The sequence below is a fragment of the Bacillus cereus genome (assembly GCF_015071065.1).
GTDB lineage: Bacteria > Bacillota > Bacilli > Bacillales > Bacillaceae_G > Bacillus_A > Bacillus_A cereus_BA.
Genome location: NZ_VOVA01000002.1, coordinates 772044 through 795155 on the forward strand (window position 1 = coordinate 772044; position 23112 = coordinate 795155).

Here is a 23112-nt window from a genome sequence, read left to right on the forward strand (position 1 = left end):
GAATCGTGGACAATTAAAAAAGTCCATGATTCGGGATAGAGTTCTGTGCTACCTTCGAAATACTAATCTTTAATTATTAATCCTAATAGAGTTGCAAACTGAACAGCTTGATATGTTGATACTTTACATCCTCTTAAATCGTTCACCGAAACTGTAAGTGTATCAAAATTAGAAGAACTAATATCTATCCCCTTCAGTGATGTTTGATCAAAATTAGCTTCGTCAAGGCTACAAAATTGGAATTCAACTTTTTTTAGTTTACAATCAAAAAAATCTGCATTATTTAATGAAGTTTCATTAAATATAATTTTTTCTAGTTTAGAATTTCCAAATGCCGCTAAATTCAAAATTGAATTCTCAAATTTAACATTTCCTAAGCTAGATTCTGTAAAATTAACTCCAATTAATTTACTATTTTTAAATTCAACTCTGTGAACAGAAGAATTGCTTAAATTAACATTTGATAAATCGCAGTTTTCAAAACAAACATCTGTAATATCGATATTGCTAAAGTCTGTATTAGTGAACTTACAATTCTTTATCACTGCATTATATAATCGCACTCTATCTACAGATTCATTTTCGAAAGTGGAGTCTATAATTTCACACATTTCTAATGTTGGATCTTCTTCATAAAAAATATCTTGAAAATTCATTGAAGATAACTCTGGTGAAATTTTTGGTCCATCAATTTTCATAGTATATCAATCCTCTTCTTTTTGATATAGTAGTGTAATTCAGGTTTAGTGTCTTTTTGAAAAGAACATTAGTTCTTATTATACACAAACCTACGTTTTTTTGTGAAGAGCATTTTAGTTACTTTTTTCTTATTTAGAAGTCACAGTGTTTTTTTCTTTAGAAATAACGTCATAATAAATACGAGAACTGCTAATACAGTCGTTACAAGGAAAGCATCTTGCATACCTAAAATATTCGCCTCTTGTAAAGCTTCTGCTTTTGGTGATTTTCCAATTAAGTCAGGTAAATAATTTTTTGTTTGTGTAGACATAACGGTTGTTAATAATGCTGTAGAATCCATCCTGATAATGTGGGGCCGATAGCTGGTGCAAATATCATAGCGATACCAATCATCCCCATTGCTTTTCCGCGTTTTTCGGGTGGGTATAAACTAAAAATAACAGTTTGTACAAGTGGCATCTCAGGATGAAATAGCATCAATACTGAAGGTTGATAAAGGAACAGTAGCGCGGGCAATTGCTAAGTTAGAAACAGAGGGATATGTTGAAAGAAAAGTATTTACCGCCGCTAAACGTATTAAAAAATTGTATTTAACGGATAAAGCACATACATTTGAAAAAAAACTTATCGAAGTATTAGTAAACTGGAAAAACATTTTAGTAGAAGACTTGTCTGACGATGAACAGGAATATGTAGTGAAGCTATTTAAAAAGATGACTGAAAATGCTGAGGTTTCTCTTGATAAGTTAAAATAAATAATGTGAAACAAAGTAATTCCGATTATATTCATATAGTCGGAATTACTTTGTTTTTTAACTAATAATCAATAGTTCACATTGTTCTCTCTCCATAATTTCTTGAAAATCATTATCTATAATGATTTTGAAAAAGAAAAAAGGGGGAGTTTTCAATGAAGAGATTTGTATTAACAGCAGTTACAGTCTCCGTAATATTTTTAATTGCTGCATGTTCTTCGACCATAAATACAACAAATGATCATAAAAATATGAATGATAAAAAACTGGCACAGACTGAAACAGCTACAAAACCATTGAAAGTTGTAAAGGGGCCAGAAGTTACTTTAATAGCGAAAGAAGAAAAACAAAAGCTAAGTAACGGTGTTATTGTTCCGGTTTGGACATTTAATGGTTCATCTCCTGGTCCAGAAATTCGGGTGAAAAAAGGTGACAAGGTTAAAGTGACATTGAAAAATGAACTATCTGCACCAGTATCTATTCATTGGCATGGATATCCTGTCCAAAATAACATGGATGGAATTCCAGGTGTGACACAAGATGCGGTTGAATCAGGAAAAAGTTTCACCTATGAATTTGAAGCGAACGTACCAGGAACGTATTGGTATCATTCGCATCAAGATTCTGTAAATCAGCTAGATAGAGGCTTGTATGGTGCCCTAGTTGTAGAAGATACAAATGAAAAATATGATAAAGATTACACATTAATGTTAGATGAATGGGTAACAGATAAAGAAGAAATTAATAAGCAGTTAAAAGAAATGACAAAAGGGCAAATAGAAAAAGCAGACGGTAATAAATCTAAGGATAATGAAAATACGAAGAAGAATGATGATATGAAAGGCATGGACATGGGCAGTGATAAAAAAGACTCCGGCAATATGGCAGGCATGGATCATGGAAATATGAAAATGGAAGGTCATGATATGAGTATGTATGACTTATTCACAATCAATGGTAAAAGCGGAGATTTAGTGGAGTCATTAAAAGTGAATAAGGGAGATAAAGTTCGTCTTCGCCTCGTTAATGCTGGTTATCTATCACATGATATACACGTTCACGGTCATGATATAAAAGTAATTGCGACAGATGGCCAACCAATAAATGATCCAAAAGTTATTAAAGACAAAGTAATTTCAATTGCACCGGGTGAACGTTATGATGTTGAATTTACAGCTAACAATCCTGGAAAATGGTATGTTGAAGACCATTCGGAAAATAAAGGTGTAAAAGGAATGAAAGCTATTATTGAATATGATGGCAGCAAAGAGATGAAAGACAAAGCAAACGAAAAAGAAAAACTACCAAAATTAGATATGACGAAATATGGTACTAAAAAGGTAGGAAGTTTCACGTTAAATCAACAGTATACTGCCACATATAATATGGACTTGAATACACAAATGAATGGAAATGAAATGGTATATACAATAAACGGAAAAGTATTTCCGGATATCGATCCAATTCCAGTGAAAAAGGGTGATTTAGTAAAAGTAAAATTAGTAAATCGCTCTAAAGCGGACGATCACCCAATGCATTTACATGGTCATTTCTTTCAAGTATTAAGTAAAGATGGGAAACCGATAGAAGGTTCTCCAATTGTTAAAGATACTTTGAACTTAAAACCAGGAGAAGAATATGAAGTAGCCTTTATAGCAGACAATCCGGGGGAGTGGATGTTCCACTGTCATGATTTACACCATGCTTCAGCAGGGATGGTAACAGAAGTAAAATATACAGATTACAAATCTGATTATGTTCCAAACCCTGATATTCCAAATAAGCCAGAATAATGTGAAATTCATGTAGTTGATGATAATATAAAGCAGTTATCTTAATGGATAGCTGCTTTTATATGTAATGTTGTGAATTTGGAATATTATTTTTATAAAAGGTTAGACAATAAGAGAGGGCTATTCTGTAGGAAGAGTTTACAAGGTAAAAATGTTTTTTGGTGATTTAGAGATTTATAAAAACATAATCGTTTTTGATTAGATTAGAAGTGGATAAATGTAATGTATTGTAGTTCCAAAAGGCTAAATACTTATATTTGACCTTTCTTTTATTTTATACTACAATTCGTAGTGTGAAAGGAGAACAGGTATATTTAAGCAAAAGCAAAAGCAAAAGCAAAAGCAAAAGCAAAAGCAAAAGCAAAAGCAAAAGCAAAAGCAAAAGCAAAAGCAAAAGCAAAAGCAAAAGTATAAGTTAAATGAAGAAGGCCTAAATTATGATTTTTTTATTTTTGTAGTATTACTTATAGGTGATTATTTGCAGCTATTTTTTTGGGAAGTTAAACTACATTATGTAGTGTTTAATTGAAGGAATGAGAGGATTCTCAGAGTGTGATGGATTTAAGTTTCCTTTATTACTAGATATAGATGGTGGAAAATAAATAAAAATTCAATATGGATAATAAAAGGATACTTTTGCTGAATAGTTAGAACGAAAAGAAATGGAAGTTAATATAAAAACATAATGATACTTGAATGTGTTTATAGGAAGGTGTTTTATACTTATGAAAAAAATTTTAGCTAGTGTGGCAGTAGCTTCTGTTACAGGAAGTACATTTATTGGTACTGCTCAAGCGCAAACTTCTATAATGCCAAAAGACACGAAACATGAGCAACCTACTGATGCAGTAACATATGAAAATCCAGTAACAGTAAACACGAATGTTCTACGTGTTCGCACACAGCCGAATACTTCTAGTTCTATTATGGGACGCGTGTATGAAGGGGAAGTTTTACAAGTTATTGGTGAAGAAAACGGTTGGTTGAAAATTAATCATAACGGAAAAACTGGCTACGTAAATAGTGAATTTGTTTCAAAAAATAGTGTATCAGCGAAGACGAATGTAAGTATGAGTGGTAGTAAAACTGTAACTGCTGATGTATTACGTATTCGCACACAGCCGAATACGTCTAGTGCAGTAATGGGGCGCGTGTATGAAGGGAAAGTTTTACAAGTTATTGGTGAAGAAAACGGTTGGTTGAAAATTAACCATAATGGAAAAGTAGGTTATGTAAGCAGTCAATTTGTGATAGACAATAGCTCAAATGGAAGCGACAATAACAATGGAAAAGTTCAAGTAGCGGGTGGGAATTACAAAGTTAATGTATCCTCCCTCCGCGTTCGTACAGGTCCAAGTACTTCCCATACGATTTTAGGCTCTATACATAAAGGACAAGTTGTTCAAGTTACTGGTGAGGTTCAAGATTGGGTCAAAATTAACTATAGTGGACAAACTGCTTATATTAGTAAAGATTACATTTCAAAGAGTGGCTCTAATGCAAATGTAGACCAAACAAATGGACAACAAAATAATAACGTTACGGTTCAAACTGACGGTACATACGTTGTAGACACAACTTCTTTACGAGTGCGTACAGGTCCTGCTACTTACCACAGTGTAATTGGTGGTGTATTAAACGGACAAACATTGCGAGTAACTGGTGTTGAAAATGGCTGGTTGAAAATTAACCATCACGGAAGAACGGGTTATGTAAGCAGTGAGTATGTAAATTTCGTTAAAGGTGGTACATCATCAAAAACTGAAACAAGTAATACGTCTACTGGGGAAGCAGTTGGTGACTACTATGTTAACGTAAGCGCGTTAAATGTAAGAAGCGGTGCGGGTACAAACTATGATGTAATCGGTGCGTTATCAAATGGAATAAAAGTACAAGTTCTATCTGAACAAAATGGTTGGTTCAAAATTAATTACAACGGTAAAAACGGTTATGTATCAAGTAAATTCCTATCAAAAACAAGAGTAGCTGATGCAGCGGAGCAACAACAAACCCAAGAGGTAGGCACAACTAATGAAAATAAAACAAGCGGCTTTATTCAACCAGCTGTAGGAAGATACACTTCTGGATTTGGGAAACGCGGTGGGCAAATGCATCACGGATTAGATATTGCCGCTTCAGGAACAGTGCCAGTTGTTGTTGCTGCAGAGGGGGTAGTCACTCGCTCTTATTATTCAACAAGCTATGGTAATGTTGTGTTTATTTCTCACAATATTAACGGACAAACATTTACGACTGTATATGCCCACTTAAATAGTCGTTCTGTTTCTGCTGGTCAAAAAGTGAAACAAGGACAACAACTTGGAATAATGGGGAGTACGGGACAATCTGAAGGACAACACTTACATTTTGAAATCCATAAAGGTGAATGGAATGCACAGAAGAGCAATGCTATGGATCCAAAAACATATATTGGTTAAGTGAAAATTTATTATTTCAAGATGGAATCGTATACCTCATTAAGCAAAGAGAATCGAATATCTATGAAATTAATATGTTATCAATTATGTAGATTTAGAAGTTTTGGACTAACGATTCAAAGTATTTTTTATCTTCATCTGTTAAAAAATAAAATTAATGAAATCGATCCCTCTAATATAATGAAATATTAGAGGGATCGATTATAGCTGCTAATGTTTATGGTGTTCTTGTATGGAGGAGGCTGGTGGGATATGCTCTGGGAACGTTACGAATACAGTCAGGATAATTACTACGCCGATTGAGAGCAATAATAGAAACCGACGATGGATATAAGTAGAAAAGGTTTCTGATAAAAGCTGAATCATACATGACATAGTTATCGTTATAGTAAGTAAGAGGCTAATGAACAGTATACTATGAGCTTGTTGAGCGTTTAACATCTCTGTAATCATTGCTCCCATCATACTTGCCATTAATCCAGAGAACATTCCTTCTAAGGCAGTATACAGGTGAAAACGTAGACCGACTACAAAACCAATAAAGCCACTAATTAAAATAGAAAGTAAAGTAGAATATAGTAATTCTCCTTTAAAGAGAATACCTAAATAAAAACCTATACTTAAACCGATACTCATACTAAAAGACATAATAAATACCATATACTCCATTAGGGTACCCTTACGTTTAGAAATATATGATGTGATGATAATCGAGATACAACAAAGTATTAAGGCAGTTAAAGTATAAGTAAACATCATGATACCTCCCTGTCCTATCGTTCATTTCATCATATGTATATAAGGAGAGTACTTATGCTTATTTATATCTGCATATTATCTGCACAATTTAATAAAGGTAAGTTCAATATAATTTTCAAATAATGATGGTTATCTTAGTAGATGATGCTTCATAAGGAATTGTTGTATTTTAAATTTTATAGAATATATGAAAGTAAATAGTAGTGAATGGAAAGGACGCTCGATTTTTGGGCGTCTTTTTTGTTTGTGAGCACGCGAAAGAAATTGTTATATAATGAGTTTCTATTGTGAAGCCATAAAGAATAAGCGTATAATATTATAGGTCTCCATTTGTGAGACCGCCCGCGAATGATAAATAAGATGGTTGTTTTATCATCGCTTCTAAACATATATAAAATGAAAGTAACACTGGAATACAGATAGGGAGTTATAAAATGAAATTAATTATTGCCGAGAAACCAGATCAAGGTTTGGCTCTTGTTTCACAGTTTAAATATCGCCGGAAAGATGGGTATTTAGAAGTAGAAGCAAATGAGTTATTTCCAAATGGAGCGTACTGTACATGGGCAATTGGTCATTTGACGCAGTTATGTAATCCAGAACATTATCACGCTGAGTGGAAAAAGTGGTCATTAAATACATTACCGATGATTCCAGAGCGTTTTCAGTTTGAAGTAACAAAGTCAAAGTATAAGCAATTTAATGTAGTGAAACAGCTGTTACATAACCCAGGGGTAACAGAAATTATTCACGCGGGCGATGCTGGGCGTGAAGGGGAACTGATTGTAAGAAATATTATTAATCTATGCAACGTGCAAAAGCCAATGAAGCGTCTTTGGATTTCATCTTTAACGAAGCAAGCTATTTATCAAGGGTTTAAAAACTTACTTGATGAATCAGATACGATTAATACGTATTACGAAGCGTATACAAGATCTTGCGCCGATTGGGTCGTTGGTATGAATGCATCGCGTGTCTTTAGCATTTTGCTAAAGAAAAAGGGAATGAACGATGTGTTTTCAGCTGGTCGTGTACAGACTCCAACATTGGCGTTAATCGTAAAGCGTGAAAAAGAAATAGAGAACTTTAAGTCAGAGCCGTTTTGGGAAGTGTTCGCAACCTTTAATATAGAAGGAAAGAAGTATGAGGGGAAATGGGAGAAAGATAATGAGTCCCGCTTAAATGATCCTGATTTGGCAAATAAAATTGCAGCGTTTTGTCAAAATAAACCGGCTGTAGTAAAAGAAATGAAGACGGAGCGTAAAGAGTTTCAGCCGCCGTTTTTATTTAATTTATCAGCACTGCAAGCGACGGCGAATAAAGTCTTTAAATTTTCACCGAAAAAGACACTTGATATAACACAAGCACTATATCAAAAAGGGATAGTCTCTTATCCACGTTCGGATTCTAACTATGTTACACAAGGAGAAGCAGCGACGTTCCCTGATATTTTACAGAAGTTAAGTCAGTTTGATGAATATAAAGGTTTATTGCCAGCACCAATTGAATCGATTATGAACAACAAGCGTTATGTGAATGAAAAGAAAGTTACAGATCACTACGCAATTATACCGACAGAGCAAGTTACAAATCCAAGCAAACTATCAGGTGATGAAAAGAAAATTTACGATATGATCGTAAGAAGACTTATTGCGGCGCATTATGAAGTAGCGATCTTTGACTACACAACGATTACAACTCTTGTAGACGAACGTGCTGCGTTCATTTCGAAAGGAAAACAGCAAATTCAAGAAGGATGGCGTAAAGTTATTTTCCAAGACGATAAAGATGACGAAACGATCCTGCCGATTGTAGCTGAAGGTGAACAAGGAAAAGTTGTAAAGGTGAAAGTGAAAGAAGGAAAAACACAGCCACCGAAGCGTTATACAGAAGGACAACTTATTACGTTAATGAAAACGGCAGGTAAGTATTTAGAGAATGAAGAGCTTGAGAAAGTGTTAAAGAAAACAGAAGGTCTAGGTACTGAGGCAACTCGTGCAGGTATTATTACGATGCTGAAAGACCGTAAATATATAGATGTGCAGAAAAACCAAGTGTATGCGACCGATAAGGGAAAAGTATTAATTACAGCAATCGGTGATAAAATACTGGCTTCACCAGAAATGACAGCAAAATGGGAGCAACGCCTTGCGGAAATTGGAGAAGGTACAGCTTCACCAGCGACATTTATGGAACAAACGAAAAAACTATCAGCTAAAATTATTGAAGACGCGGTAGAAATGTCGGAGAAATGGGATTTCACCGGATTACATGTTGAATCGATTGAGCGAAAAGGATCGAAATTTACAACAGGTAAAAAGGTAGGGAACTGTAAAAAATGCGATGGCGATGTTATCGACAAGTCTACGTTTTACGGTTGCTCCAACTACAATACAACACAGTGTGACTTTACTATTTCGAAGAAGATATTAAGTAAATCAATTTCGCAAAAGAATATGACGAAGCTATTAAAAGGTGAAAAGACCGATTTAATTAAAGGCTTTAAAAAAGGTGAGAAAACGTTTGATGCGAAGTTAGAGTGGAAAGATAATAAGATTAATTTTGTGTTTGAGAATTAAGTTGTCAATGAATAAAAAAGTTCTTTACTTAGGTGAAGTGAAAGCTATTCACAATACAAGAAGGTATACGTTTAGAAATGAAGTTACTTTTTAGATTATATGGGAAAAAGCATGACAATTTTATGTCATGCTTTTTCTTTTATAATTACAGACTTTTGTGTACTAGCACTAAAAATTTTTTAAAATAATTGTTTGAAAAGATGGTATGAAATAGTGTTAAGTAGCAATAAAGTTATTTAATTTACAATAAAGTCCTTTAAAAAATAGAAAAGTTGTTTAAAAATCCTTCTTTAACTAAACGGTAGGTTAGTTTTAATACGATGTTTGTTTTATCATTTAACCAAAGTGATAGAAGGTCGAAGAAAAGGCAGTAATAAAGAAGTGCCATTCCTAATGTGGACTGGCACTTTGTAAGGTGCAAAATTCATTATTTGATTTCGGCTGAGGAATTTGATTCATCTATTTTTCCTGTACTTTATTATGATTCCTTAGGCAGCCTTCTCTGTTTTAAATACCCATTGTTGAAGAGTTGGTTGATAATACGGTATCATCCACCCTAAAATTTTGCCGATAAAATAGGCGGCAATTAGTGTGCCGATTCCGATTGAGCCTAATGATTGAATGAAAACTATACAGATTGCACCAGCCACACAAATGTTTATTAAATCGCTCAAAATTTTTGCTTTACCGAATTTTAAATTAAATTTTTCACTAAGTGCATAAGTTAACGCATCATACGGCATTAATGGCAGTTTCGCTGTTGTATAGCCCATTAAACCGATCGCTATAACAAATAAACTAATAATCAAATATACACTTCGCGCAAAGATAGTTTCAGGTGTAGGGAAAAGTTGTACAAGGAAGAGCGTTGCATCCATGAAGAACCCAAATAAAAACGAAATAATGAATTGACTCACAAATTCATTGAACTCCATGCGTTTACTTAATATTACTTGAATAATAATGTATAAAACATTTGCAAGCGCCATTGTCACACCAACCGATAAACCAACCGTTAGTGTACTTGCATATGCTAATGATGACACAGGCGATACCCCAAATCCTGCTTGAATCGACATGCTAATGCCAATCGACATAAAAAATAACCCGAGCACGTACAAGATGATACGCTTCAAGGTTCTGTTCCAATGATTCATAATATCTCTCACTTCCTAGTTAATATTATTAATATAAACACTATAGCTACAGAATTAAATATAACGCCAAATTCAAGATATGAAAAATATATATATGATAAACTAATCATATTAAAAAACATATGATGGAGAGATAAAATGGATTTTCGACAATTATATTACTTTAAAGAAATTGTGAAACAAGGAAGTATTTCTAAAGCAGCAGAAGTGCTCCATATCGCGCAGCCACCACTTAGTCAATTATTAAAAAAGCTTGAAACTGATCTTGGTACAACTTTAATTCATCGATATCGTCAAAAATGGGAACTTACAGAAACAGGTGAAATACTATACCAATATGCCAATCAAATGCTAATGCAAATTCAAGATGTAAAGCAGCAAATTCAAGAAATTGAACAAGGTATAGGAGGAACGGTAAGTATCGGTGTATCGTCTACATGTTCTAATATGCTCATTGACTATGTTAGTACGTTTAGAACACAATACCCTAATGTTAAAATAAATATAGTAACTGGAAATTCAGAAGAATTATTAAAAAGACTAGAACAAAGAGAAATTGATGTTGCCTTACTTTTGCGATTGGGAAATAGTGAACAATATGAGATGAAAGTATTAAAAAAACAATCAACCGCTGTAATTATCCCTGCCAGTTGGGCAACATCATTTTCATCACAGCATGTGACGATTGAACAGATTGCCCAGTTCCCATTCATTATGCTCGGAGCAATGGAAGGGCTCTCCTTCAATGAAAACCTCTTCAAAGCGTTTGATGAACATCAACTCAAGCCAAAGATTATTATCGAGTGTAAAGATATAAGTATGGTTGTAGCACTTGTTAGTAAAGGGCTAGGCTTATCCGTTATTCCAAAAATGGATTACACATCGCCATTTTTAGAACATATAACGCTTTTGGAATTGGAACAATTTGATTTTCAACTAGAGCCTGTAATAGTAAAATTAAAAGACCAACGAATCTCCAAAGCAGCAGCTCAATTTTGGGAAATGGTTGATTAGGAGATGTGAACAAAGCAAAAATAGCCTTCAATCAAGTAATATAGACATCGTCCGAAAAATTGAGTCGGGATAAAAAAGTTCTTTACTTGAGGAAGTTTCAAAACTGACTGTAGCTATATAAATAAAAGATAAAAAAGTTCTTTACTAATTTGAAAAACGCAGTAATTACACTACTTATTAGTAAAGAATTTTTTTATACAAAGACAAGTGGTTTCAACAAATAAACAAGTGTTTTACTAAATAAAAAAGCTTTTCCTGAGTAAAAGGTTCTGTAACAGGTTAGGTTTGAAAAAAATATTGATAGAAAAGAAAAAGCATGACAATTGTATGTCATACTTTTTTATTTTTTAATTACAGACGTTTGTGTACTAGCACTAAAAATTATTTAAAATAATTGTTTGAAAAGATGGTATTAAATAGGACGTTTATATCATCTTTATCATTCCTCTATATAAAGGAACAATAAGAGATTAGAAAATGAAAACAAGCGATTAAGAGAACACCTGAAAGTAGCTTACGCCGATGTTTATAAAAAGTTATAGAGCATTTCTTTGAATAAGGAATGCTTTTTTTTTGCTTAAAACAAGAATATACAATAAAAATATTATATAAATTGATAAAAATTTATTGTAAATCAATAAAAAGTGTATTAAAATCAAAATCAGGATAAATAAGTGAGGTGCTTTTTATGGAAAAAGTAACAACGTTGTTTTTAAAAATAGCTGTTATTCTTTTAGGAGTTCCAGCTCTTGCTCTGTGCATCTTTTTGGTGCCAGAGATGGCGAATCTTGCAGCAAAATTGCTTCCACAGTTTGCATTTATAAAATATCTCGTTTTCATCGCTTTTGATGCATCGGCTATACCTTTTTACTTTGCTTTGTATCAGGCTTTCAAACTCTTATGCTATATTGACAAAAATAAAGCTTTCTCCGATTTATCTGTAAAAGCTTTAAAGAAAATCAAATACTGTGCCATCACAATCAGTATTTTGCATGTGCTAGTTTGGCCGCTCTTCTATATTTTGGCGGAAGTAGACGACGCACCAGGAGTTATCTTTGTCGGATTGGTTGTTCCTTTTGCTTCGATGGTTATCGCAGTCTTTGCGGCTGTTCTCCAAAAACTTTTACAAGATGCAATTAATATCAAATCAGAAAATGATTTAACGGTCTGAGGTGAATAACAATGGCAATTATAATTAATATTGATGTGATGTTAGCAAAAAGGAAAATGAGCGTAACAGAACTTTCGGAGAAGGTTGGAATAACAATGGCGAACCTTTCTATATTGAAAAATGGAAAGGCAAAAGCGATTCGATTATCCACTTTAGAGGCAATTTGTAAGGCTTTAGAATGTCAGCCTGGAGATATTTTAGAATACAAAAGTGACGAAGACAGTTAAACATTGTCGAGGAAACTTAATATAACAATTATTAGGGGAGGTATAACTATGGACATTAACAATTTGATTGTTGAAAATATTGATAACCCTCATGAGTTGGAGAAAATGTATAGAAAAGACCCGAAAGCTTTTAAAAAGTCATTCTCACACGCATGGGAACAAAATCCTGATTCTCAGGTTCTGGGTATTTGGTATGAAAGATTGCATTTCAAGGAGACGGAAAATACAGGGGAAATTTCCTTGCTTCAAAAAGATTTCTTATTCATGGGCATTTTAGCTATTCTGGCCGGGATAAGCACCAGAATCATTTTCCACTTTGTCGAACAGGAAGCAATTGCTCCGATTAACCTGGCTTTTGGTATAATGCCCTTTATTGCTGCCTATTTTGTTTACAATAATACTCCGAAAAAAAGTGTAATTTATTCTCTTGCAGCACTGTTTCTAATTTCCGGATTTTATCTTAATATGTTGCCATTAAATTATAAAGATAGTATTATCCTTGTTTATTTACACCTTCCCATATTCTTATGGGTATTGGTAGGGCTTGCATTTACAGGAAATGAATATTCAAAAGGCAGTACAAGGTTAGCCTATATTAAATTTAATTTGGAATATTGTATTCTCTACGCCAGCATGGCAGTTAGCGGAATGGTACTAGCAGCATTAACCATGCAGTTATTTAGATTTGTTGACTTGGATATAGAAAACTTCTATTTTAGTAATGTCGTTTTATTTGGTGCTGCCGCTCTCGCTATTGTGGCTGCATACTTGGTATCAATGAATCTTAAACTTGCTAAAAATATTACACCATATATAGCTAAAATTTTTAGTCCTCTCGTCCTGATCACATTGTTGATCTATCTTATAACGGTTATATGGGTTGGAAAAAATCCATTTTTGGACCGCAATTTCCTGATAGTCTTCAACGGAATACTCCTTGGTGTATTGGCCGTTACCATATTTTCTATTATCGAGAGCGACTCAGACGAGAAAAAGAACATTTCAGATTATATAAATTTCACTTTAATTGTTCTTGCGCTTATCATTGACAGTGTGGCTTTGTCAGCCATCGTGTTCAGACTTTCTTCCTATGGGATTACGCCTAATAGACTTGCTGTTTTAGGAGTAAACATACTTATCTGGGCAAATCTAATTTGGATTATGCTCTCCTATATGCGTTTTCTACAAAACAAATCCGGACCTTCAACTATCCAAGATGCCGTTACTAAGTATTTGCCAATCTACGGACTCTGGGCAGCATTCGTTACATTTACTTTTCCTATCATTTTTAATTAGAAAGGAGCTGTTAATATAACGAAAAGTCAATCTTCTATAACGTATAAAATCTTTAGAGCCGATATTATACAGAGTTGCATAATATCGGCTTATTTTCATTACGAAAGTTAAAAAGCGGGTGTTTAAACTAGAAGGCATAATATAATGAAAGAAAATAATATATGAGTAGAAGGAAGAGTAGAGTGAATAGTAAAATCAGTAGTATAAAAGAGAACAGTGCTAGTATACGGAGTAATTGGAGTAAGTAATGTATATTTTGGAGTACTGTATAGAAAGTTAATTCCAAATGAAGTGCAAGGAAGATTTTTTGTTTTTTTAAATTCACTATTATTAGTATCAACTCCGGTTGGAATTGTGATAACAGGGTATTTCTTAGAGTCAATTTCAGTTTCCATTCTATTTATTATAATTGGTATTATTACGTTTTTAGTTGCAGTTATTTCATTGTTATTAATGAGTAAGAACCGATAATTTAATTTTGCATTTATATAATTTCTCGACAATAAAAAACGTCCCAAAGTAGGACGTTTTTTATTATATGTATTGCTGTTTTTTCTTAATAAGTAACAACACTTGTGAGACACAAGCAAGAACTGGCAGCTCAATCAATGGTCCAATAACGAGTGCAAGTGCGATAAGAGGTTCGTCTGGAAAAGCAGTCACAGCAATAGCAAGTGCAACAGGTGAGTTTCTCGCTAATGTTGTTAAGCTTAGGCTTACTGTATCTTCATAGGATAAATGCATAATGCGTCCTACAAATTGTCCTAGTATAAAGTTAATCATGAAGAACAGTAATACTGGTATAAGTAACAATAAAACAACATTCATATTTTGTAATAAGTATTTACCTTGTGAGGCAAACATCGCTAATATTGCCAAACTTAAAAATACGATTTGAGTAGAACTGAAAAATGGAATTAATTTTCCTTCTAATATAGTTGTCTTTTTTAGTTTATTCATTATCCATTTTGTACTATGTGCTAAGGCAAATGGTAAAACAAGTACGATAACGATGCTTTCTACTAAAACAGAAATCTCTACAGTTTTCATTACACCTGCAAATAAAAATAAATAAACCGGGAGCAATAATACTTGTAAAATTAAATTTACCGGTAGAATTGATGTAGATAATGCGACGTTACCTTTCGCGATCTCAGTGAAAATTAAGTACCAGTCTGTACATGGAGTAACCATTAACATAATAAAGCCAACCCAAAGTGCTGGGTGATCTGAAAGAAATAACGCGCCTAATCCCCAAGCAAGAAAAGGTGTCCATATAAAGTTAATACCTAGGCTTGTTCCAGCAAATTTCAAGTTGCGGAATCCATTTTTTATATCCTTTAATGGAATGCTGAGGAATAATCCGTAAAGCATTAAAAATAAGAAGGGGACAATAAATTGCTCCGAATACATATGTACCATATTAAACTGTCCTAATATAACCCCGAATATAACAGCTGCAAGAATAATAAAGGTTTGAATCTTTTCTAAAGTACTCATTAATTAATCCTCTCTATAGATGAATTTCCCTCTCTAGTTGTATTATACAAGGTATTTCACTTATGTGTTTTCGGATTTATCATTTCGACGGATGAAATATCTCTTTATTATCTTTAATTCAAGATTTATTTAGTTTTAAAAAGTTACTTGACTAAAGTAAGTAGTTACACTATACTCACTTACATAAGGTAATTAAATAACAAAAAGTTATACTTCGAGTTTTGACAATGTATTTAAAAGAGATAGTTTCAGCGATTTTATGATGAAACCTTTTCTTGGAATAAGATTTTTAATGCTGATGAATAATGAATATGAAAAGAAAGCTTAGGTGAAGAAAATGGGATTATTTAGCTCATTATTTGGTAAAAAAGAAGAAAATACAAAAATAGAGGAGAATAAAACTATGTCAAAAGTATTATTTGTAAAAGCGAACGATCGTCCAGCGGAGCAAGCAATTAGTTCAAAAATGTATGAAACATTTGTAAGTGCTTATAAGGAAGCAAATCCAAATACAGAAATTACGGAGTTAGATTTATTTGCTTTAGATCTTCCTTATTACGGAAATATCGCTATTTCAGGTGGATATAAACGTAGTCAAGGAATGGAGCTAACAGCTGAAGAAGAAAAGGCAGTGGCTACAGTGGATAAATACTTAAACCAGTTTTTAGAAGCTGATAAAGTTGTATTTGCATTCCCATTATGGAACTTTACAGTACCAGCACCGTTAATTACGTATATTTCATACCTTTCTCAAGCTGGAAAAACGTTTAAATATACAGCAAACGGTCCAGAAGGTTTAGCTGGTGATAAGAAAGTAGTTGTATTAGGTGCTCGTGGTTCAGATTACTCTTCAGAACAAATGGCTCCTATGGAAATGGCAGTTAATTATGTAACAAACGTACTTGGGTTCTGGGGCATTACAAATCCAGAAACAGTTGTTATTGAGGGACACAATCAATATCCAGACCGCTCACAACAAATTGTTGAAGAAGGTTTAGCAAACGTTAAAAAAGTAGCGGCGAAATTTTAATTGATGATAGCAAATGGAAAAACCAACATGGATGACCATGTTGGTTTTTTAGTCTATTTTCTATGTTAAAAAATGTATATTTATAAAATAAATGAAAAGTTTGAAAATAGTATTGCAAAATATTATATATCAAACTATAATGAGTTCAAGAATAGTTGATACTTAAATTAAATATTCAGAAAATTCAATTAGTTAAAATTGGAAAATGAGATAAGGAAATTTGAATGGGGGTTATATTATGGCGAATAAAGTACCGTTTTCGTTCATAGTAGTTATTGGATTAATGTTATTTGCACTATTTTTTGGAGCAGGAAATTTAATATTCCCAGCGATGCTTGGTCAATCGGCAGGAGAGAATGTATGGATTGCTAACGCTGGATTTTTAGTAACAGGAGTAGGTTTACCATTACTAGGCGTATTAGCATTTGGGATTTCGGGTAAAGACGATTTACAGTCATTAGCAAGTCGAGTTCACCCAGTGTTCGGGATTATATTTACAACAATTTTGTACTTAGCAATTGGTCCGTTATTTGCTATACCAAGAACAGGAAGTGTTTCATATGAAATTGGCGTTAAACCATTCGTACCAGAAGGTTTAAGTTCTACCTCTTTAATTCTTTTTACAATTGTATTCTTTAGTATTACTTGTTTTTTTTCGCTAAATCCTGCGAAAATTGTCGATATTGTAGGAAAAATATTGACGCCAATTAAATTGACATTTATCGGAATTCTAGTAGCATTTGCTTTTATTCATCCAATGGGAGAAATGCAAGCGCCTGCAGAGGCATATACATCCCATGCGTTCTTTAAAGGTTTTCAAGAAGGATATTTAACAATGGATACGTTAGCATCTTTCGTATTCGGTATTATTATCATTAATGCAATAAAAGAAAAAGGTGCAAAAACGAAAAAGCAAATTATGATTGTTTGTGCAAAAGCGACAATGATCGCCGCATCTATTTTAGCAATCATTTATTCAGCACTTTCATTCATGGGGGCTTCGAGTGTTGCGAAGCTTGGGCATTTAGACAATGGTGGTGCAGTATTAGCGAAGGTTTCAAATTATTATTTCGGTTCATATGGCGGGGTTATATTAGGCGTAATGGTTATAGCAGCATGTTTAACAACTAGTGTTGGACTTGTCTCAGCATGCTCTTCATTTTTCCATAAGTTATTCCCAAGTGTTTCTTATAAGACGATTGCAATTATGTTATCAGTTTTCAGTGCAGTTGTTGCAAATGTAGGGTTAACACAATTAATTGCAATTTCAGTTCCTGTATTAACAGCAATCTATCCATTAGCAATCGTACTAATTTTCTTAACACTCCTGCACCCTCTATTCAATGGGAGAGCTGAAGTTTATCAGGGAAGTCTACTGGTAACGTTTATTGTGAGTATATTTGATGGGTTAAACGCAGCTGGCGTAAATCTTGCGGTAGTGAACGATTTTCTTACTAAATTACTTCCGATGCAGGAAGTAGGTTTAGGGTGGATCTTCCCAGCGATTATCGGTGGATTAATTGGATATGGTATTAGTGTTGTGAAAATGAAAAATCAAGTTCATTCAGCAGCTAGAGCGGATAAGAAAATAGGTTAAAGAAAAAAGTTATAGAATTTGATTCTATAACTTTTTTTGTTACTATTGATAAGGATAGAAAAAATAAAGTAGTAGGGGAAAAGTACATGAAAAAAACAATTGATCATATCGGCATTGCAGTTCGTGATATAGATAGTACGATACGTTTTTATGAAAAGGTATTGTTAGGAAATTTAATAGATCGTTACGTAAGTGAGGCACCAGGTGTGGAAAGCGAAGTAGCCATTCTTGAAGTAGATGGTGATAGAGTTGAATTACTTGCGCCTACGAATAATACGACATCTCCAATAGCACGATTTATTAAACAAAAAGGTAAAGGTGTTCATCACGTTGCATATCGTGTAGATGATTTAGATGTAGCTTTAGAGGAATTGAAAGAACAAGGTATTCGAACGTTAGAGCATACGCTTCGCATCAATAAGCATGGTAGACGATTAATTTACCTTAACCCAGCGGATACAGAGGGAACGATTATTGAGTATTGTGATTATCCAGAAGAGAAATAAAGGAAGTTTATCCTTGAGAAAAGGTGTTACGTAATAACGTAACACCTTTTTAATTTGTGTATTTCTCTTTATATGGGAGGTTATTTCACATTTTTTTCACAAATGATTCACGATAACTTTTCTTCTTTAGAAACTTACAAAAATATATTTTGTGCTATAATAATAACCGGCTTTAAAAATGTAAGTTGTATCTATGATGGTAGTTACTAATATATTGAAAGTTTAGAGGTGAGCGATAAACAGAGAGTAATACGGTATAGATCCTTATACTTAATCAGGTTAATATTTTATCAAGAAATAAAACTTGGGAAGTAAAAAGTAATGAAAGTGTAGTGACGAAAAAGAAAGAAGTGAAATGAGTGTGAAAGTAATGAGAAGGTTAGGGACATGGCTATTAATAGCGTGTGTGTTTATCATATTGATACCAAAAAGCGCGTCTGCTCATGCGTATGTTGTGAAATCAAACCCTACGGAAAATGAAACGTTGAAGAAAGCACCCTCTGTTGTGAAAATTGAATTTGATGAGGATATACAAGTTTCACATTTTAATACATTGTTTGTAAGAGATTCCTCAGGTAAAAGAGTAGATTTAAAAGATGCTCATATTGATAAAAAAAATAAGAAATTATTAGAAGCTGGGTTAAAAGAGAGCCTCAAAAATGGTCTCTACTCTATTCAGTGGAAAGCTATTTCAGCAGATGGACATCCAATTCAAGGAGTTATTCCATTCCGTATTGGGTCAGCAGAAGCAGGAACAGATGATATACAAGTGGAAGAGATGGGCTATGTTCCGCAAATCGATATGATTATGGAACGTGGGATTCTATATACAAGTTTCTCGCTATTTTTAGGAGTTCTATTCTTTAATCTTATTATGTATAAAGGGAACGCAACCCCAGTTCAATCAAGGAGTAAAAAAATAATATGGATCTCATTATTTGGGATATTCATTAGTTTACTATTCAACCTACCATTGCAAGCGAAAATAAATGCTGATGTTTCATGGCTAGAAGTATTCGATCCTTTATTATTAAAAGAAACATTACAGCTATCTGTTTTTGGTTATGTATGGATAACTCAAATGGCTCTTATTAGTATGCTTATAATTGTTACTTATTTTGCGGTGAAGCGTGAGAAGTTTTCGTCGTTTAAAGTATGGAGCATTCCAATTGTATTGTTTACTGGGTTACTCGGCATGAAAGCTTTAAATAGTCACGCATATGGTTTGAAGTTTAAAGATATTGCTGTCGTTATGGACTTTCTACATTTATTCGCAGCTTCATTATGGATTGGAGGCCTATCATCGATTATTCTTCTTTTACGTAAAGAGGATGATAAGTGGACTATGTATTGGGATGCGATTAAGAGTTTTTCACCATGGGCAACAGGTGCTGTCATAGTGATTTTATTAACGGGTCTTTTTAATAGTACATTTTTTATTCCAACGATTCATTCGTTATTTGATACGAAGTATGGATTAGCCTTATTAACAAAAATACTTTTATTCGTTTGCATGGGGATATTGGGGATTTTTCATTACGTGAAAGGGAGAATGAGAGTTCAGAACAGATTAGGAACTACGGTGAAAGTGGAGTTTATTGTTGGGATTATCATTTTCATAATCGTAGCCTTTATGACAAACGTACAAACACCGCCGATGCCTCCTACTGGACCTTTTACAGAGAGTAAACAACTAGATAATGGATATGAACTTACTTTACATGTAAGTCCTAATAAGGTAGGACAGAATACATTCCAAATTAATTTAAAGGATGAGAATGGACAGCCTGTTACCGATATGGAACAAATCGTATTGACCACTCAATCATTAGATATGAATATGGGTAAAGGTTCATTTAAAGTTTCAGCAGTTTCACCGGGAGAATATGAAGCGGAAGGGATGTATATTAACATGACAGGAAACTGGAATATACATGTTCATGGATTAACAAAATCTCTTGATAGCTTCGATATAGATTTTAAATTTATTGTAGGTGGCAGGTAAAGGGAAGTTTTAGATAAAAAGGAGTTAAAAGAAAATGAAACATATAAAAAAATTAGGAACAACAGTGATAACAACAATAATTGCAATGGGCCTTTTTTCGTTACCTGTTAGTGCTCACGTAACTGTAAAACCAGCAACTTCTGAAGTTAGCTCTTGGGAGACTTATACAATAAAGGTACCTGTTGAAAAGGATATTGCTACAACAAAAGTCACACTGAAAATACCATCTGGAGTCGAGTTTCAACAGTATGAGCCAGTGCCAGGATGGAAAGTGGAAGAACAAAAAGATGCAGCTGGAAAAGTTAAAACTGTAATATGGGAAACAACAGGAGAAGGGATTTTACCTGGTCAGTTCCAACGATTTACTTTCGTTGCTAAAAATCCAGATAAAGAACAAAAAATAGCTTGGGATGCATATCAACAATATAAAGATGGAGAAATTGTTGAATGGACAGGTGATGAGAAAGCTGAGAAACCACATTCCCTTACTACGATTGCAAAAGGTACGTCACTCACAGGAGAACATGGTGAAGTATCTAGTGTGGAAAAAAATGAAGGTACGAGCAGTATGCAAACAGTAGCAATTATTTTATCAATGTTAGCTATCGTATCGTCAGTGGGGACATGTATTTTTGTAGTACGTCGTAAAAAATAAGATATAAGAAAGAGCCTACAACAATAGGCTCTTTCTTATATCTTTTTATTTAACTTCAGCTTGTTGCCCTACAGCAAGTGCTTTCGGTTTTATATTTACAAAACAAATGCTTACGACAATAAATAATAGTCCAATAAATAAGCTAATTGTAATGGCCTCATGTAAGAAAATAGAGCTTACAATAATAGCGATAAGGGGGATAAGGAACGTATAAGCCCCAACTTTACTTGCCTCACCAGCTCCTACAAGTGTGAAGTAAGCAAGCCACCCCATTGCAATAACGAAGAATGAAATAAAGAGTAGTACACTTACAAATGGTATACTCCAAGCGATGTTAGACCAGCTCTCAAATTCTGAACCGAATCCGATTAAGCAAAATCCGCCAATAATAAGCTGAAGTGTTACCATCCAAATGGCATTAACGCGGTGCCCAGTTTTCTTAATAAATACTGTGCCGAGTGCCCAGCCGATAGCGCATCCTAAAGCAAGTAGTACACCGATAATAGAAATATGTCCAGTTAAACTACTAGAGCTAATAACCCCAACACCAATAAATCCAAGAATAAGTCCGAAAATTTTCAAGCCATACATTGCCTCTTCAAGCCAAATCCATGAGAAAATGCCGAGTAAGACAGGTTGGAGAAATACGATTGCGGAGAAGAGTCCGGCGGGCATATACTGAAGTCCGACAGTTTGTAGTCCGTAAAACAAAATAATATTGAGTAAAGATGAAATAAAGTATAAATGCCAAGTTTCCTTTAAATTTAATTGTTTGTATTTCGGTAATGCGAAAATAAGTAAGATAAATCCTCCTATTAAAGTTCTAATCCCTGCAAAGAGTACGGGTGGTGTGTAATGCAGAGCGAATTTAGATAACGGCCAATTAATTCCCCACATAATAACGAGAAATGTAAGGATTATTGTCGCTTTAGTTCGAGAAAGCTGTGTCACTGTAAGACCTCCTTGTTGTAATTCATTTCCCTATGATATGATATCGAGTGTAATAAATAAAATGAATCTTTTTTATGGGGAGTATAAGTAATTAGTTATGACCATTACACAACTTCAAGTTTTAATTAAAACGGTTGAATTAGGAAGTTTTACGAAGGCTGCTGGGATGTTGAATATGACGCAACCAGCTGTAAGTCATGCAATTTCAAGCATTGAGTCAGAATTAGGGGTTACCATTCTTATACGTGATAAACGAAAAGGGCTAATCGTTACAGAGGTGGGAAACCGAATTCTTGTACATATTAGAGAAATTTTGAACGGTGTGGAGAAGATTGAGCAAGAAGTTGCGATGGAGAAGGGGCATGAAGTTGGAACGATTCGAATCGGGAGTTTTCCGAGTGCTTCAGCATATTTCTTACCTAAAATGATTAATATCTTTCGTGAAAAGTATCCGAATTTAGAATTAGTTCTTTGCGAAGGTACACTTAAAGAAGTAGAAGATTGGCTATTATCACGAGTAATTGATATCGGAATTGTTATTTTGCCTAATAAAGATATGGAGATTGTACCATTAACAAAGGGGAAAATGGTCGTTGTCCTAAAAGATGATCATCCTCTTTGTAAGAAGAAGTCTATTACAATAAGTGATTTAGAGAATGAACCAATCATATTATGTAAGGGTGGATATGAACCTCCCATTATTGATATGTTTAAACAAGCGAACGTACCACTTCGGGCTGAATATGTAATTTCGACAGTTACAACAGCTTTAAATATGATTCAAGAAGGATTGGGAATCGCAATTTTGGCTGAGTTATCTTTAACGAGTTTACCAAAGAATATACAAACGAGAGAATTGGAACCACAAGTATGGAGAGAAATTGCTTTAGCTGTTCCTTCATTAAAGGATTCTTCACTCGCTGTACAGCTATTTATTGAAGAATTCCAAGAGTTATTTGCAGAATAAAAAGAGGTGTCTC

At 33.9% G+C, this 23112-nt stretch carries 20 protein-coding genes and 3 pseudogenes; 16 read left to right on the forward strand and 7 right to left on the reverse strand.

Annotated features, from left to right (window positions below):
• Nucleotides 1–62: 62 nt before the first annotated feature.
• From FT637_RS10025 to FT637_RS10035, 3 genes and pseudogenes are all read right to left on the reverse strand, one after another.
• Complete coding sequence (locus FT637_RS10025) at nucleotides 63–698, reverse strand: pentapeptide repeat-containing protein (RefSeq protein ID WP_193646126.1); 636 nt, start codon at nucleotides 696–698, stop codon at nucleotides 63–65.
• Nucleotides 699–838: 140 nt separating this feature from the next.
• Entirely contained in the window at nucleotides 839–1039 is a 201-nt protein-coding gene (locus tag FT637_RS10030) for a hypothetical protein (protein WP_193646127.1), read from the reverse strand.
• A pseudogene (locus FT637_RS10035) lies at nucleotides 1021–1158 on the reverse strand (MFS transporter); the annotation flags it as partial. The gene FT637_RS10030 and the pseudogene FT637_RS10035, both read right to left, overlap by 19 nt.
• Between FT637_RS10035 and FT637_RS10040 the strand changes: the two are divergent.
• The 3 genes from FT637_RS10040 to FT637_RS10050 all read left to right on the forward strand — a co-directional run bounded on the left by FT637_RS10040 (nucleotide 1152) and on the right by FT637_RS10050 (nucleotide 5685).
• Nucleotides 1152–1454: a MarR family winged helix-turn-helix transcriptional regulator gene (locus FT637_RS10040; protein ID WP_193646129.1), complete on the forward strand. Its 303-nt coding sequence runs from the start codon at nucleotides 1152–1154 to the stop codon at nucleotides 1452–1454. The pseudogene FT637_RS10035 and the gene FT637_RS10040 sit on opposite strands and share 7 nt — an antisense overlap.
• A gap of 155 nt (nucleotides 1455–1609) precedes the next feature.
• Nucleotides 1610–3247: a multicopper oxidase family protein gene (locus FT637_RS10045; RefSeq protein WP_193646130.1), complete on the forward strand. Its 1638-nt coding sequence runs from the start codon at nucleotides 1610–1612 to the stop codon at nucleotides 3245–3247.
• Nucleotides 3248–3972: 725 nt separating this feature from the next.
• Nucleotides 3973–5685, forward strand: coding sequence for an SH3 domain-containing protein (locus FT637_RS10050; RefSeq protein WP_193646131.1), 1713 nt, complete (start codon nucleotides 3973–3975; stop codon nucleotides 5683–5685).
• Nucleotides 5686–5895: 210 nt separating this feature from the next.
• Here FT637_RS10050 and FT637_RS10055 read toward each other — a convergent pair whose 3' ends face one another.
• A complete protein-coding gene (locus FT637_RS10055) occupies nucleotides 5896–6441 on the reverse strand; it encodes a hypothetical protein (protein ID WP_193646132.1) in 546 nt (181 codons plus the stop codon).
• 437 nt (nucleotides 6442–6878) lie between these two features.
• Here FT637_RS10055 and topB point away from each other — a divergent pair, with 437 nt between their 5' ends.
• Nucleotides 6879–9023, forward strand: a complete 2145-nt coding sequence (gene topB / locus FT637_RS10060; RefSeq protein ID WP_193646133.1) for a DNA topoisomerase III — start codon at nucleotides 6879–6881, stop codon at nucleotides 9021–9023.
• A 488-nt stretch (nucleotides 9024–9511) separates the two neighbouring features.
• Here topB and FT637_RS10065 read toward each other — a convergent pair whose 3' ends face one another.
• A complete protein-coding gene (locus FT637_RS10065) occupies nucleotides 9512–10180 on the reverse strand; it encodes a YczE/YyaS/YitT family protein (RefSeq protein WP_193646134.1) in 669 nt (222 codons plus the stop codon).
• A gap of 138 nt (nucleotides 10181–10318) precedes the next feature.
• Here FT637_RS10065 and FT637_RS10070 point away from each other — a divergent pair, with 138 nt between their 5' ends.
• The 6 genes and pseudogenes from FT637_RS10070 to FT637_RS10090 form a co-directional block, all read left to right on the forward strand.
• Nucleotides 10319–11194 carry a LysR family transcriptional regulator gene (locus FT637_RS10070; protein WP_193646135.1) on the forward strand — a complete coding sequence of 292 codons (876 nt, stop codon included), beginning with the start codon at nucleotides 10319–10321 and terminating at the stop codon, nucleotides 11192–11194.
• 455 nt (nucleotides 11195–11649) lie between these two features.
• Nucleotides 11650–11736, forward strand: a pseudogene (locus tag FT637_RS30570) (DUF6262 family protein); the annotation flags it as partial.
• Between the two features lie 146 nt (nucleotides 11737–11882).
• Nucleotides 11883–12365: a DUF2975 domain-containing protein gene (locus FT637_RS10075; protein ID WP_193646136.1), complete on the forward strand. Its 483-nt coding sequence runs from the start codon at nucleotides 11883–11885 to the stop codon at nucleotides 12363–12365.
• Nucleotides 12366–12376: 11 nt separating this feature from the next.
• Entirely contained in the window at nucleotides 12377–12592 is a 216-nt protein-coding gene (locus FT637_RS10080; protein WP_017153334.1) for a helix-turn-helix domain-containing protein, read from the forward strand.
• Nucleotides 12593–12640: 48 nt separating this feature from the next.
• Entirely contained in the window at nucleotides 12641–13888 is a 1248-nt protein-coding gene (locus FT637_RS10085) for a DUF4153 domain-containing protein (protein WP_193646137.1), read from the forward strand.
• Between the two features lie 237 nt (nucleotides 13889–14125).
• Nucleotides 14126–14359, forward strand: a pseudogene (locus FT637_RS10090) (MFS transporter); the annotation flags it as partial.
• Between the two features lie 63 nt (nucleotides 14360–14422).
• Here the strand turns inward: FT637_RS10090 and FT637_RS10095 are convergent.
• Nucleotides 14423–15388: an arsenic resistance protein gene (locus FT637_RS10095; protein ID WP_193646138.1), complete on the reverse strand. Its 966-nt coding sequence runs from the start codon at nucleotides 15386–15388 to the stop codon at nucleotides 14423–14425.
• A 337-nt stretch (nucleotides 15389–15725) separates the two neighbouring features.
• Between FT637_RS10095 and FT637_RS10100 the strand changes: the two genes are divergently transcribed.
• The 5 genes from FT637_RS10100 to FT637_RS10120 all read left to right on the forward strand — a co-directional run bounded on the left by FT637_RS10100 (nucleotide 15726) and on the right by FT637_RS10120 (nucleotide 21181).
• A complete protein-coding gene (locus tag FT637_RS10100; RefSeq protein WP_193646139.1) occupies nucleotides 15726–16418 on the forward strand; it encodes an FMN-dependent NADH-azoreductase in 693 nt (230 codons plus the stop codon).
• Between the two features lie 238 nt (nucleotides 16419–16656).
• Entirely contained in the window at nucleotides 16657–18015 is a 1359-nt protein-coding gene (gene brnQ / locus FT637_RS10105) for a branched-chain amino acid transport system II carrier protein (protein ID WP_193646140.1), read from the forward strand.
• Between the two features lie 86 nt (nucleotides 18016–18101).
• Nucleotides 18102–18521 carry a VOC family protein gene (locus tag FT637_RS10110; RefSeq protein WP_193646141.1) on the forward strand — a complete coding sequence of 140 codons (420 nt, stop codon included), beginning with the start codon at nucleotides 18102–18104 and terminating at the stop codon, nucleotides 18519–18521.
• Nucleotides 18522–18876: 355 nt separating this feature from the next.
• A complete protein-coding gene (locus tag FT637_RS10115) occupies nucleotides 18877–20526 on the forward strand; it encodes a copper resistance CopC/CopD family protein (RefSeq protein WP_193646142.1) in 1650 nt (549 codons plus the stop codon).
• Between the two features lie 34 nt (nucleotides 20527–20560).
• A complete protein-coding gene (locus FT637_RS10120) occupies nucleotides 20561–21181 on the forward strand; it encodes a YcnI family protein (RefSeq protein WP_193646143.1) in 621 nt (206 codons plus the stop codon).
• Between the two features lie 45 nt (nucleotides 21182–21226).
• On the opposite strand, the gene FT637_RS10125 is transcribed toward FT637_RS10120, so the two are convergent.
• Entirely contained in the window at nucleotides 21227–22132 is a 906-nt protein-coding gene (locus FT637_RS10125; protein ID WP_193646144.1) for a DMT family transporter, read from the reverse strand.
• 97 nt (nucleotides 22133–22229) lie between these two features.
• Here FT637_RS10125 and FT637_RS10130 point away from each other — a divergent pair, with 97 nt between their 5' ends.
• On the forward strand, nucleotides 22230–23099 hold the full coding sequence (locus tag FT637_RS10130; RefSeq protein ID WP_193646145.1) for a LysR family transcriptional regulator: 870 nt from the start codon (nucleotides 22230–22232) through the stop codon (nucleotides 23097–23099).
• Nucleotides 23100–23112 lie beyond the last annotated feature (13 nt).

Excerpts from the sequence above, each read along its gene's own strand:
- FT637_RS10050 (WP_193646131.1), top strand. The coding sequence starts at position 3,973 with ATGAAAAAAATTTTAGCTAGTGTGGCAGTAGCTTCTGTTACAGGAAGT.
- FT637_RS10025 (WP_193646126.1), bottom strand. The coding sequence starts at position 698 with ATGAAAATTGATGGACCAAAAATTTCACCAGAGTTATCTTCAATGAAT.
- FT637_RS10085 (WP_193646137.1), top strand. The coding sequence starts at position 12,641 with ATGGACATTAACAATTTGATTGTTGAAAATATTGATAACCCTCATGAG.
- FT637_RS10080 (WP_017153334.1), top strand. The coding sequence starts at position 12,377 with ATGGCAATTATAATTAATATTGATGTGATGTTAGCAAAAAGGAAAATG.
- FT637_RS10130 (WP_193646145.1), top strand. The coding sequence starts at position 22,230 with ATGACCATTACACAACTTCAAGTTTTAATTAAAACGGTTGAATTAGGA.
- FT637_RS10115 (WP_193646142.1), top strand. The coding sequence starts at position 18,877 with ATGAGTGTGAAAGTAATGAGAAGGTTAGGGACATGGCTATTAATAGCG.
- FT637_RS10095 (WP_193646138.1), bottom strand. The coding sequence starts at position 15,388 with ATGAGTACTTTAGAAAAGATTCAAACCTTTATTATTCTTGCAGCTGTT.
- FT637_RS10065 (WP_193646134.1), bottom strand. The coding sequence starts at position 10,180 with ATGAATCATTGGAACAGAACCTTGAAGCGTATCATCTTGTACGTGCTC.
- topB (WP_193646133.1), top strand. The coding sequence starts at position 6,879 with ATGAAATTAATTATTGCCGAGAAACCAGATCAAGGTTTGGCTCTTGTT.
- FT637_RS10030 (WP_193646127.1), bottom strand. The coding sequence starts at position 1,039 with ATGGATTCTACAGCATTATTAACAACCGTTATGTCTACACAAACAAAA.
- FT637_RS10055 (WP_193646132.1), bottom strand. The coding sequence starts at position 6,441 with ATGTTTACTTATACTTTAACTGCCTTAATACTTTGTTGTATCTCGATT.
- FT637_RS10075 (WP_193646136.1), top strand. The coding sequence starts at position 11,883 with ATGGAAAAAGTAACAACGTTGTTTTTAAAAATAGCTGTTATTCTTTTA.
- FT637_RS10045 (WP_193646130.1), top strand. The coding sequence starts at position 1,610 with ATGAAGAGATTTGTATTAACAGCAGTTACAGTCTCCGTAATATTTTTA.
- brnQ (WP_193646140.1), top strand. The coding sequence starts at position 16,657 with ATGGCGAATAAAGTACCGTTTTCGTTCATAGTAGTTATTGGATTAATG.
- FT637_RS10070 (WP_193646135.1), top strand. The coding sequence starts at position 10,319 with ATGGATTTTCGACAATTATATTACTTTAAAGAAATTGTGAAACAAGGA.
- FT637_RS10120 (WP_193646143.1), top strand. The coding sequence starts at position 20,561 with ATGAAACATATAAAAAAATTAGGAACAACAGTGATAACAACAATAATT.
- FT637_RS10100 (WP_193646139.1), top strand. The coding sequence starts at position 15,726 with ATGGGATTATTTAGCTCATTATTTGGTAAAAAAGAAGAAAATACAAAA.
- FT637_RS10110 (WP_193646141.1), top strand. The coding sequence starts at position 18,102 with ATGAAAAAAACAATTGATCATATCGGCATTGCAGTTCGTGATATAGAT.